This window comes from Brasilonema octagenarum UFV-OR1, from assembly GCF_963888615.1.
GTDB lineage: Bacteria > Cyanobacteriota > Cyanobacteriia > Cyanobacteriales > Nostocaceae > Brasilonema > Brasilonema sennae.
In genome coordinates, this window is record NZ_CAWPKW010000343.1 from 16,030 (window position 1) to 28,651 (window position 12,622).

Consider the following 12,622-nt stretch of genomic DNA (forward strand, 5'->3'; position numbering starts at 1 on the left):
AAAATGAAATACTGTGCAAAATTAAAATTGCAGTGAAACTGCCCCTAGAATCCGAAATTTTAAATTGAAAATTCTAAATAATTATGGCTTACGAAGAGTTAAAACTTTCAACACCATCACCCATTCTCTCTTGGGCAAATCACCCTTTGGCTTCAGAAGAAACCAAGATGGCAAAGAATGTAGCATCACTACCATTTGTTTTTAAACATGTAGCTTTAATGCCAGATGTCCATTTGGGTAAAGGTGCCTTAGTTGGTTCTGTCATTGCGACAAAAGAAGCAATTATTCCTGCTGCAGTCGGCGTGGATATCGGTTGCTTTGTGGGCGATACTCTGATTCCTTTGCTTGATGGTAAATCATATCCAATTAAAAACTTAGCTGATTGCAACGAAGAGTTTATTGTTTATGCCTGCACCTCTACCGGAAAAGTCGTAGCAGCTAAGGCAACTGCTAAGTTGACTAGACGTAATGCTTCTGTGATAAAAGTGATTCTGGATAACGGTGAAGAGATTATTTGCACCCCTGATCACCAATTCATGCTGCGGGATGGAACGTATAAGGAAGCTCAAAATCTTCAATCTGGGATATCCCTCATGCCGTTCTACTCTAAAGTTGACAAAGATGGCTATACCTTAATCGCTCAACCTTATTCGGGTAGGTGGCAAAAAGCACACTGGATTGTTGCCAGATCAGGCTTATTAGGCAAGGTTCCCAAATTTGAAGAGCAAAGAACTGTTATTCATCATCGCAACTTCAATGAATCTGACAATCGACCAGAAAACTTGGAGTTTATGGGTAATAATGACCATTCTGCTTATCACCGTAACTTAGTTGAACGTAACCAACATTGGCAATCTCCAGAATTTGAACAAAAGCGAGTAACTGCACTTGCCAGAAAAGCTCAAACTCCAGAAGGGTATGAGTACTACGCAGCCCGAGGAACTCAAAATATTCTTCAATATATGCAGCAACAACCAGAACACTTTAGACAAGCGGTTGCTGGCAATGGTGAACGTGGAAAACAACACTTGGTCGCTTACAATCAAAGTGAAAAAGGCAGAGCAAAATCCAAGGAAATTGCAAATAGATTCTACACCAGTGACATGTGTGATGCAGAAGTCAAAACACCAATTGGACTTCATAACCACCGAAAAAAAGAACACCAGTGCAATCACAAAGTTGTAGCTGTACTGCCTTTAGACTATACAGAGGATGTTTATTGCCTAACAGTACCGGAGTATCATAATTTTGCCTTGGAAGCTGGTGTCTTCGTTCATAACTGCGGAATGTGTGCTATTAAAACACCATTTAACGGTGATCAACTGGAAGGCAAGCTAAAGAAAATTCGCTTGGATCTTGAAGCAGAAATTCCTACAGGTTTCAACGAAAATAAAGACGTTGAAAAAAGTGTCACCAATTGGCAACGCTGGCGTGATTTCCAAGACTTGCATCAAGGTGTTCAAAATTTGCAAGGTAAAGCGATGAAACAAATGGGTTCTCTCGGTGGAGGCAATCACTTCATAGAAGTTTGCCTCGATACAGAGAACCAAGTTTGGCTGATGTTACATTCCGGTTCCCGCAACATCGGAAATAATCTAGCCCAGTGCCACATTAATACAGCTAAAGAATTAGCAAAAATGGCGGGTAATAAATTACCTGATCCCGATTTAGCTCATTTTGTCGCTGGTACGCCAGAATTCCAAGCATACTGGCATGATTTGCAGTGGGCGCAGAATTATGCGCGTTTCAACCGTGAGGTGATGATGGGGCGTTTTAAGCGCATCGTCGAAAAGCATCTAGCGGGTGGTAAAGCGACGAAGCCTTTATTAGAAGTGAACTGTCATCACAACTACGCTGAAAAAGAAGTCCATTTTGGTGAGGATGTCTACGTGACTCGCAAAGGTGCAGTTCGGGCAACAGAAGAAGACTATGGCATTATCCCCGGTTCGATGGGGACTAAATCTTACATCGTTAAGGGTAAGGGTTCTGCCAACAGTTTTTGCAGTTGTTCCCACGGTGCCGGACGTTTGCTATCAAGAAATAAAGCAAAAAATACCTACACGCTTGATGATTTGATTGAGCAAACAAAAGGTGTAGAGTGTCGTAAAGATACAGGCGTTTTGGATGAAATTCCCAGTGCTTACAAGCCGATAGATGAGGTGATGAATAATCAAGCGGATTTGGTTGAGGTTGTAGCAACACTCAAGCAAGTCCTTTGTGTGAAGGGTTGAATTCCGGGCGTTGCTGAATCAAGATATGAATTTTAAAATTCCCATTGATGTAGAGACGTTGCATCCGAAAGTTCTACAGGGTTACAGGAAATTGAACATCGTGCTACAACCATAATTCATTCCCAAATTCAGCAACGCCATATTTTTTGTATTAGCTCGTAAGTAAGGAGATTTTCAGAAACCAAGTTTTTTAAAAGACTTGGTTTCCGAAAGCATCAATGAACATCAAGTGCTATGTATCAAGCACATACAAAGAGCCAATCAAACAGGCAATATAACTCTGGTTTGCCTAGGACTGTGTACCATCAACGACTTAAAACGAAGGAGCCAGTGGACGACGAGGTGTCCCGCCACCACCAACACGCTCTGAAGCATTGTTCGCTACCACCTGAAGGAACTTTGGCAGTGCTTGCAGACCTTCCCATGAAAGCTGTTTCACCTCTTCGTCTGCTGAGGGTTCACCGTACAGGTTAAGGTGACCCCGATCCACTACATAGGCACCGTAGTCTTGGAGGGCGCGAGCCAGCTCGTAGATCGGTGTGCCCGGTGGTCCGACAATAGCCTGGATGTCTACGTTTGGCGGAATTGCCAACAACGAACCCATGTACACATTTCCCGTCCCAGTATAGCTGCTGCCATTGCCGTCGTCGTCAGCCCAGTTTGCAGGCCATACATAAGGCTTTCCACTAGGGGTGTTCTTATTTAAGACAGCAGGTGTGATCGAGATTCGCAGTGCGTGTCGAATCCCGTTGTGGAGTTCCCCCTTGCGGATCAGCCCAGCTGTACACGATCCACCGTAGGCACATGAGCCGTGGTAGGTGTCAAAGACTCCAGGACCCTTCAAGTCTATTTTGTTGGGGTACGGTGCTTCAAGGTTGCCGTCAGCCCGCCTCTTTGCCCAGAGCATCTCTATGACAAAATTGTGGGTTTCGTCGATGATGTGCAAATGACCGTCCTCGTTAGAATCCGGTACAGCGGCGTCTGGCACATGCATCTCGAAAGCAAGTTTGTCGTAGTCGGTGCTATAAATGCTGCGCATCGGATCAGATGCATCAGCCATAAAGATCGGGATAGACCAGTCTGTTGTATTGATCTGGAGACCGTACTTTAACGCTTGCGTCGTCCACTCGGAGGAACTCACCGGCTCGAACTGCGCCTCAGAGCCGATTGGCATATTCCACGGGCTGCGTGCATCAAATGGCCAATAGGCGGGGTCGCGTGTTTCGCTTGTCGTGTTGCTAGCCAACATAACGGGCGATAAATCGGCTTTTGAAGTCGGCTTGCTCTGTGCCGCCATGATTGGCGGCACGCCGGACAGGACAAAAGTCATCACTCCCAGCAGGACAAGCCGTGCAAGCCTATAACGTGTGACGCGGTGTGGGCGTTGCACTGATATGCGTTGCTGGATCTTGGAATCCATTATCGGTGTTTTAGGCTTCATAGTCAGTGATTAACCCACCATGTTTTGTTATGCGATAACCTTACAGAGTTGAAGTAGAGTAACTTTGTCCAGAGAAAAATTGGGGATTACTACTAAGCGTTGGAGTATTGACTTTGTCCAAATTCGCCAGTGACCGAGGCTGAATGTTGTCCACATTCGAGCTATCTTGACCAGGCTGGCTGCTTGAAAAATGACTCGGAGTCAGAGTGTCCAATAAGCTGACATAGTCTTGTCCAGAGTTCAACTGAGAATTTAATTCAGAGCTTTGGCTAGGAGTGAGGACAGAGTTGTCAATAGCCTTGCCTTGTATGAGAGTGTCCTGGCTAAGACCACTGTAGAAATAATCACCCTTAGTAAGATTACCACACAGTAAACTGTTACCAGCCTCAGTGAATATAGGGCTATTGCTGCTGGAGCTATCGTTACCGGGTACTTGAGTAAGACTACCATCCGAAGCATTGCTAGAGCTATTTCCATTAACAGCCACAGGGGTAAGGTTATCATTAGGATTATTGTTGGGACTATTGCTTATGGCGTCTACAGAAGTGCCTTTACTTGAGCTATAGTCACTCACTGCTGCTGGGGTAATAGCTGTACCCAGATTAGAATTATTCTCAGTCAGAGAATTAGTTACATTTTGGCCAGTGTTCTGCAAATTACTCAAGTCAGGCTGTGCAATATTAATAGATGCTGTGACATTGATGTCAGTGGGGTCATTCGAGTTCTTAGCTGGCCATTGAGTATTTCCCCCACCATCGCTGAGTTGATCAGTCGCTTGATTCTTGATGTTCCAATTGTTGCCGCCATTGTAAGCAACGTTATTTGCAAAGGTTGAATTTGTAAGAGTAGTGGACGAACCTCCTCCAAAAATGCCTCCACCTTGCCACCCAGCGTAGTTGTTAGCAACAGTCGTACCATCGATAGTGACGGGATTAGAGTTATTAGCTAAAGCGATCGCTCCACCAAGACCATTTTTGCCGTCAGTACTCTCGGCTCGATTACCAGAGAACGTACTCTTGGTGATGGTACCTGGTGATTGTTCTCCTACCCACAAACCACCACCTTGGTTCAGTGCCCGATTATCTGTGAAAGTAGTGTTGTTGATAGTAAACTCACCATTACCAATTCGCAAACCACCGCCGAGTGAATCACCTTGACTATCCGCAACGACCTCATTTTTAGTGATTGTGGAATTGTCAACGATGATCTTGTCTGGAGGATAAGCATACAGAAAGAGTCCTCCCCCTTGTCCAGCAGCTTTGTTACCCTCAAATTTGCTGTTGCGAATAGTAATTGTGCCCCCTACAGAACCATGATCGAAATTTGGTCCAGAGGCATTCGCTCCATCAGTATAGATGGCTCCACCGTAACCTATGGTATTGGGACCAATCGGACCTCCAGCGGTTGAGTCATTATTGCGGAAAGTAGAGTCTTCTACTGTGAGTGTGCTCAATACAGTATTGATTGCACCGCCATTAGTTCCCTTGTTATTATCGAACTCACTATTTTTGACCGTGAGAGTACTGTTAGTATTAACTGCGATCGCTCCACCACCGCGTTCGCTTTTACCAACACTACCATCGTTACCCTCAAACAGACTGTTAGTGATGGTGTTGGCTGTATTAAACCCTGCCCAAATTGCACCTCCTCCATTTCCTGAAGAGGCGTTATTTATAAATTTGCTATTCTCTACGTTGAGAGTGGTCAGTTTATCACTACTGATTGTCCGAATTGCACCTCCGGCACCATTTTCACCTTCACCACTGGATTTTCCATTGGCAAGGGTCAAATTTCGCAACGTAAAACTTGAGCCTGGTGTTGTGACATCGAAAATTCGGCTGGCATTATTACCACTAATGGTTAGACCAGTAGTACTTGCACCATCAACTGTCAGGTTTTTGTCTACTGTGAGTTCACCTGAGGTAAGGTTAATTGTTTGATTGGCGAGGTTAGAGCCAAATTGAATGGTATCATCTGATTTTGCTTGGGCGATCGCCTCTCTAAGAGAACCAGCACCATTGTCAGCATTAGACGTCACGTTAATAGTACTCATGTTTCATCAATCCTCGTTTGTTGTTTGTCTTGACCAAATCAGGACTTACGCACGAACAACGTAACCATAGTTTGAATTCAAAATTCAAAATTCAAAGTTCAAAAATCAAGAAACAATTTTGAATTGATTCATTCAGGATGCAAGCCCCTGTCTTTAGACATGGAAAACAAAAAACGCCGCATCCTTATTTCAAACCCCTGGCTTTAGCTAAGGGGTATTAATTTTGAATTTATAATTTTGAATTCTGAATTCTTGTGACCTGATAGGCATGATCATATGAGTTAGATCTGATATAGACGCGCTGATTATGTCATCACCGATAGTTGCGCTGTTGACTCTAGTTAACTCATACCAAGCTTTGCTCAAGGGCAAATCTAGTCACCCTTAGCACGAACAGAGCTACCATAGAGTCTGGTACTTGCATCTGATGTTGAAACTCTTGCCTACTCTTGTTAACAGTTATCAGTTACCAAGTACCCGCAGTATCAGTTATCAGTTACCAGGCAGGAAACGGACGAGTCCACCCCTTGTTAACTGCGTAGGTAGCTGTTCACTGTTCACTGTTCACTGTTCACTGGTTTAACAGGCAGAGTAGTTTTTATTTCAGATTTGTTTGTTGAATTTCACTGTCCCTGATTGCTGAGTTTTTAGTTGTTGATGGGAAATAGAGACACCACAAAGATTGAAATGTGGAATGAACACTTTAGCAACTTGTGCGTTTTTATTGTGTGTAGTGTTCAAGACAATCATCTCGGCTTTTGGTGTCATGCTTTTAATCAGCAAAGGAACCTTTACTAGTTGAGACTCACTCAACATTGGGGTATTTTTAGTGAAAGCCTGAAGCATTTGGCTGTACATAGTAAATTCTTGTGATTACGGGTTTGCTGCAGATACTTGACTTACACAACACTAAGCACCTGTACGTTGCATTAGTATTTCAGCGATCAAGAAGCATGAGTTGCTTAGCTTTTGGTAGACACCCGTTATTCAGTCGATTTACTCTGGGCAAGCAAGTTTTTTAATTTTCTCGCTTGATACTGTCAAAGAACTTTTAACACTCTTTGCTCTTACTCTGATGAAGCTTTAAAAGCTGAAGTTGTTTTTTGAAAGTATGCACCTTAAATATTATTTGCACCTTTTTCTACCGAAAATGTCAACTTATTTCTAACTTCATGAAGCTTTTATCTTTATGAGCAAAAATCTTTATCATAAATTTTTAATTCACTTCTCCAGTCTAATTGACTGAAGTTCAAAAGCGTGCATATTTCGCTCTCAACATTTGTCATGTCCTACTTGGCTGTATAGCGTAAAAATTTTTTATTTTCTTTATTTTTCTTGTTCTGAAACTATGATAAGCATTTATACTTAAAAAGAACTTGTTAATTTATTTGGAGAACCGCAGCGTTTCCTACCATTCAAAAGTGTTCACAAAGTGTTTGTTGCAATCAACCATAACAATATAGTTTACCGTTGCAGTGTACCGTCGAAGAAGACGGTTCTGTTGGTGTCATTCATCTACATACAGGAATATCAACCATGACTGTTGCTACAGCTAGCTTTCCTATAAACCTTAGTGCTTATAAGCAAATAGCACTGAACCCTGCCAATCCAACTCTGAGCGATGAGGAACGGGAGACACTCAAAGCCAATATTCAACTCTGTCGTGATGCAATTGTTTTCTTTACAGCCACAGGAGCTGCTAGCGGTGTAGGCGGTCACACTGGCGGTCCTTACGATACAGTACCAGAAGTCGTTATCCTCGATGCCTTATTCCGGGGGGCACCAGATAAATTCGTACCAATTTTCTTTGATGAAGCTGGACACCGCGTTGCTACCCAGTACCTTATGGCTGTGTTGCATGGTGAGTTAAGTGCTGAACAACTTGTTCATTACCGCCAAGCTGGTGCAAAACTACCTGGACACCCCGAACTCGGCTTGACTCCTGGAGTAAAGTTTAGTTCCGGACGCCTGGGACACATTTGGCCTTACATCAATGGTGTCGCACTGGCAAATCCGAATAAGGTCGTTTTGTGTCTCGGCTCTGACGGTTCCCAACAGGAAGGTAACGATGCGGAAGCAGCACGTTTAGCAGTTGCCAAGAATCTTAATGTCAAGCTCATTATCGATGATAATGATGTCACAATCGCCGGACATCCTTCGGAATACTTACCAGGATTTAGTGTCGCTAAGACACTTGCTGGTCACGGACTCAGCGTCAATGAAGGAGACGGCGAAGATTTGGATGATTTGTATCGTCGTATCTGTCAAGCAGTGACGAGTGATGGACCAGTAGCTTTGGTCAACAAGCGCAAGATGGCTGTGGGAATTGAAGGTATCGAAGGTTCGACTCATGGTCATGATGTGATTCCAGCGGATAAGGCGATCGCCTACTTGGAAAAGCGCGGACTAACTGAAGCCGTTAGATACCTCAAAAGTATTCAAAAACCCAAGAACAGTTATACCTTCATCGGTTCTGGCGATAAGTTGGGTTCCAACCGCACCGTGTTTGGCGAAGCTGTGGTGTCCGTCCTTGATCGCTTGAGTGAAACCGAGCGTAAAGAAAAGGTCATGTGTATCGATAGTGACCTCGAAGGCTCCTGTGGACTGAACAAGATTCACGACGCTCACCCAGAAATCTTCGTGAGTTCTGGCATTATGGAGCGAGGAAATTTCTCGGCCGCTGCTGGTTTCGGTATGGAAAAAGGTAAGCAGGGTATTTTCGGCACCTTCAGCGCATTTCTAGAGATGTGCGTTTCCGAAATTACAATGGCGCGGCTGAACTATTCCAACGTCCTATGTCACTTCTCTCACTCTGGCATAGATGACATGGCGGATAATACCTGTCACTTCGGTTTAAACAATTTCTTTGCCGATAATGGCTTAGATGACGGCTACGAAACGCGACTGTATTTCCCCGCTGACGCAGCTCAAATGAAAGCTTGTGTTGAAGCAGTATTTTTTGAGCAGGGACTCAGATTTATTTTCTCCACCCGGTCTAAAACGCCGAACATTCTCGATGCCAATGGCAAAGACTTACACGGCGAAGGCTACACCTTTACTCCCGGTAAAGATGAAGTTGTGCGTGAAGGAACTGCTGGTTATATCATCAGCTTTGGTGAAGCACTATACCGCGCAGTTGACGCCGTGGAACGTCTCAAACAGCAAGGAATTGATGTCGGCTTAATTAATAAGCCAACACTCAACGTTATTGATGAACAAATGCTGGCAAAAGTTGGTAAAGCCCCATTTGTATTGGTTGTTGAATCTTTCAACCGCCGCACAGGATTGGGTAGCCGCTTTGGTAGTTGGTTACTTGAACGGGGACTGACACCAAAATTTGCTCACTTAGGAACTCACAAAGAGGGATGTGGTGGTTTATGGGAACAGTACCCCTATCAAGGAATTGACCCTGAAGGCATCATCAATAAAGTCAAGGAACTTATTGGTTAGTCGCATTATTTCCATTTTTACAAAGAATGTGTCGTTTTTCCTCCGTTTGGCTTTAGCTTGCGGGGGATTTTTTATAACCCAAACAGAGAGTTCAGAACGGTTGCTGATCCGATAATTTACAAGAATAATAACTAATGCAATCTTATGGTGAGCATCCTAAATGTATAAAGTAATTTGATTTTGTAGTGGAGCCATCTTGCCCCCTTTTGGTAATAAAGTAGGGAGCAAGATGCACACCATACCCTTCTTTTTTTACAAAATTGGCATGCTCCCATATTACGTTGCGTCTCTTGAGTTTTACACCTCTGAAATCTCCAAAAACCATGTTTAACAACAATGGTATTGTTTTATCACTTGATGGACAAAAATCCTGTGATTAGTACGCTCTTTAATTTATCCTAATTTTTGTTATATTTTCTACTTTTTTATTCATTGATAACAAAGTAAAAATCATATATAGCAGTTCTCATTTTTGTGAAAGTGCCTGCGCTCTGCGCTTAAAAAAAAAGTACATTTGTACATTCTTCTTAAGCGTTAAGCGTTCTTTACTTCAACGAGTAATTTCACAACTCCCGCATGGATTGCTATAGATGCATTGAGATGAGAGTGTCATTTACAAGTGATACCCGTTTACTTGTCATCATTGTGTTATTTCAACTTTGTAGAAATAACTATTTGCTTGCTTTTCGCCAACCTCTTCAAGAAGAAAATCAATCAAATTAGAATTTTGCAAACGCAATAGCTTTGATGATTAAAATCAAATATTCAATCTGAGCACCAATTCTTACTTTTTTTCAAATTAAAGATTGAGGATAAAAAATTATGAGACTAGTTAAATGGGTAGACACTTTTCTGCTCACAGTTACACTTGTCAGTGTTCAGACTTTCGCTAATCAAACTTTAGCTACTACAAAGCTCAAGCAGCATCTTGATACGCCATATTCTCAAATGACGATAGGGCAATCACTCTCTACTGATCAACAGATAATCAGAAAACTTAAGCCTTCTACTGTTATAGCGTCTCAAATTAATTCAGTTTTCACAAATTTTCAAACCTATGTAGAAAACAAAGTATATTCTATTTCTTATCCACTCGGGTGGTTTTTGACAAGAAGCTGTAGTGAATTAGCTTATATTACAAATCTAAAAATGGCAATAAGAGGTGGAGGAATAATTACCCAAAATTTTATTAAAACTGATGTTCAAATTATTTCCGAAAAAATTCAAAAAACTTTCACTGAAAACCTCAGCTATTCTGAAGAAAATGGAGAAAGGCTAGTTAAAAAGGAAAAAATTAATGTGGATGGTAAAAATGGTATGAGAATGTGGTATTCTGGTAGAGAAACAGAAACAATGATTACTTTATTACCTTATAAAGACAACAATACCGCTTGTATTACTACTTTTTACACAAGGAACAATTCAAACTACATACCTATTTTTGAAAAGATACACTCCTCCTTCAAAGTTTTGAGTTGATAAACTTAACATTCTAAAATTGTCTACGGCTTTGTGATTTCGAGTTGCACTGCACAAACAATAGCTAGCAGGTGATTTTCTATGAGTTCAGAAATGATTTCCAAATACATAGATGCGTAGATTGGCTAGAACAATGCAAAACCCAACCCAACTTTTACAAGCGTTGTAGCGTTGGGTTAATGCATTGTAGCTAAAATACAAAAATTGCAATTATTTTTTGAATTCATATAAAATTCCTATTTGATTTTTGTAAAACTAGGTACAGTTCCGTGTTACGGATCTCTACTCTGTGATCCTTCGGGTGTGCGCAGAGCGCACGCCTTACGGCGAACGTCCTATGGCGCTCCGCCACGCCTTAGGGTGAGTAAGCGCGCTCTTGGTAGGGTCTCCAACGCCAGAACAAGCGTGAGGGAGACCCTCATCAAGTACTGGCTCCTGTGCAGGCGACGGGCGTTCCCGGAGGGCTATCGGGTATCTCCTGCCCAGACGCTACTTTGTAAGTGCCAAAGGGACACGCTTACGTGTTCGCTCGATTCGTGCGCTTGCGCTTACTCTTACGCAATCGCCTCTGTCGGGAGACAAGGACTGCATAGCGCTGTCTCACCAGATGCCTCTGTCGGGAAACCCTCATCAAGCACTGGTCTGACCAAATCAAACCGGATTCCTATATGAGCCTATTCCTTTAGGTAGATTTTTAGTATTCTTGGCTCAGAAATAGCTAAAAAAGGGATTAATGAACTTAAAAACGAAGACTGACGTAAGTATAAGCGTTGTAACTCCTATTTTTTGTAGATAACATAAAGAATAGTTCTTTAAAAGCTTCTCTCACCGCGTTTAGCGTCAGTTTTTTTATGGACATTCAGTTAATCAACATCGGCTTTGGCAACATCGTGTCTGCCAACCGAGTAGTTGCCATTGTCAGTCCAGAGTCTGCCCCGATTAAGCGGATCATCACTGATGCGCGTGATCGCGGTCAACTGATCGACGCAACTTACGGTCGTCGTACTAGGGCTGTTATCATCACTGATTCCAGTCACGTTATTCTTTCGGCGATTCAACCGGAAACGGTAGCGAATCGCTTTGTGATCACACGTGATCACCATCAAGCTGTAGATAATTGAGCAAAGGTTAAATCTATAGTCCCACGCCTATTTGCGCCATACCAGCAGTACCATGTGAATAACAGTGGTTTTATGTCACCTAGGCTACAAAATTTCGTTAGTCAGGAGTCGTCAGACTCATGGCCAATGAATAGTATCTACTAATTAATTCACAGGTTAAACGGATGATGCAAGTTATCAGCACTAAAAGTGGTGCTACTACTAAAGAATGCCCGCCAACAGGCAAGCTAATTATCTTGACTGGTCCAAGTGGAGTTGGCAAAGGCACTTTAATGCGATCGCTCTTACAGCGTCATCCCCAACTGCATTATTCTGTATCGGTGACGACTCGTTCTCCTCGTCCAGGGGAAACGAACGGCAAAGATTATTATTTTGTCAGCCGTAGAGAGTTTGAAGAATTGGTTGCTGCTGGCGAATTATTGGAGTGGGCAGAATTTGCTGGTAATTATTACGGCACTCCGCGAGAAGCCGTAATGAACCAAATTCGCTCTGGCAAAAGTGTTGTGCTAGAAATTGAGCTAAAAGGAGCACGACAAATTCACACTTGTTATCCTAGCGCCCTGAGTATTTTCATTTTGCCGCCTTCTATGAGTGAATTAGAAAAACGAATACGTGGTCGGGCACAGGATTCAGATGAGGCGATCGCCCGTCGTCTGCGCTGTGCTCAAGAAGAAATAAATGCTGCTGATGAGTTTGATATTCAAATTGTTAATGACGATTTTGAAAGCGCTCTCAATTCCATAGAAGCAGCCATACTGAGTTAACACTCGTTGGTAAAACCCTCCTATGACCCTCGCTGAGCGCCAGAGGCGCACGCCAAGGGCGAACGCTCAAATTCAAAATTCAA

8 protein-coding genes are annotated in these 12,622 nt (G+C 42.8%); 5 read left to right on the forward strand and 3 right to left on the reverse strand.

Annotation, left to right across the window (positions count from 1 at the left end; translation table 11 throughout):
- The first annotated feature begins 83 nt into the window (after positions 1 to 83).
- Entirely contained in the window at positions 84 to 2,231 is a 2,148-nt protein-coding gene (locus AC5590_RS31025) for an intein-containing RctB family protein (protein WP_169267109.1), read from the forward strand.
- Between the two features lie 313 nt (positions 2,232 to 2,544).
- Here the strand turns inward: AC5590_RS31025 and AC5590_RS31030 are convergent, their stop codons facing one another.
- The 3 genes from AC5590_RS31030 to AC5590_RS31040 all read right to left on the reverse strand — a co-directional run bounded on the left by AC5590_RS31030 (position 2,545) and on the right by AC5590_RS31040 (position 6,583).
- Positions 2,545 to 3,075, reverse strand: coding sequence for a hypothetical protein (locus tag AC5590_RS31030; protein ID WP_498824199.1), 531 nt, complete (start codon positions 3,073 to 3,075; stop codon positions 2,545 to 2,547).
- A gap of 637 nt (positions 3,076 to 3,712) precedes the next feature.
- On the reverse strand, positions 3,713 to 5,725 hold the full coding sequence (locus AC5590_RS31035; RefSeq protein ID WP_169267111.1) for a beta strand repeat-containing protein: 2,013 nt from the start codon (positions 5,723 to 5,725) through the stop codon (positions 3,713 to 3,715).
- Positions 5,726 to 6,328: 603 nt separating this feature from the next.
- Positions 6,329 to 6,583 (reverse strand): hypothetical protein, encoded by a 255-nt coding sequence (locus AC5590_RS31040; RefSeq protein ID WP_169267112.1) that lies wholly within the window; start codon positions 6,581 to 6,583, stop codon positions 6,329 to 6,331.
- Between the two features lie 678 nt (positions 6,584 to 7,261).
- Here AC5590_RS31040 and AC5590_RS31045 point away from each other — a divergent pair.
- The 4 genes from AC5590_RS31045 to gmk all read left to right on the forward strand — a co-directional run bounded on the left by AC5590_RS31045 (position 7,262) and on the right by gmk (position 12,539).
- Positions 7,262 to 9,175, forward strand: coding sequence for a thiamine pyrophosphate-binding protein (locus AC5590_RS31045; protein ID WP_169267113.1), 1,914 nt, complete (start codon positions 7,262 to 7,264; stop codon positions 9,173 to 9,175).
- A gap of 822 nt (positions 9,176 to 9,997) precedes the next feature.
- Positions 9,998 to 10,654, forward strand: a complete 657-nt coding sequence (locus tag AC5590_RS31050) for a PsbP-related protein (RefSeq protein WP_169267114.1) — start codon at positions 9,998 to 10,000, stop codon at positions 10,652 to 10,654.
- A gap of 851 nt (positions 10,655 to 11,505) precedes the next feature.
- Positions 11,506 to 11,775 carry an extracellular matrix/biofilm regulator RemA gene (gene remA / locus AC5590_RS31055; protein WP_017319267.1) on the forward strand — a complete coding sequence of 90 codons (270 nt, stop codon included), beginning with the start codon at positions 11,506 to 11,508 and terminating at the stop codon, positions 11,773 to 11,775.
- Positions 11,776 to 11,939: 164 nt separating this feature from the next.
- A complete protein-coding gene (gene gmk, locus AC5590_RS31060) occupies positions 11,940 to 12,539 on the forward strand; it encodes a guanylate kinase (protein WP_169267115.1) in 600 nt (199 codons plus the stop codon).
- Positions 12,540 to 12,622: the final 83 nt, after the last annotated feature.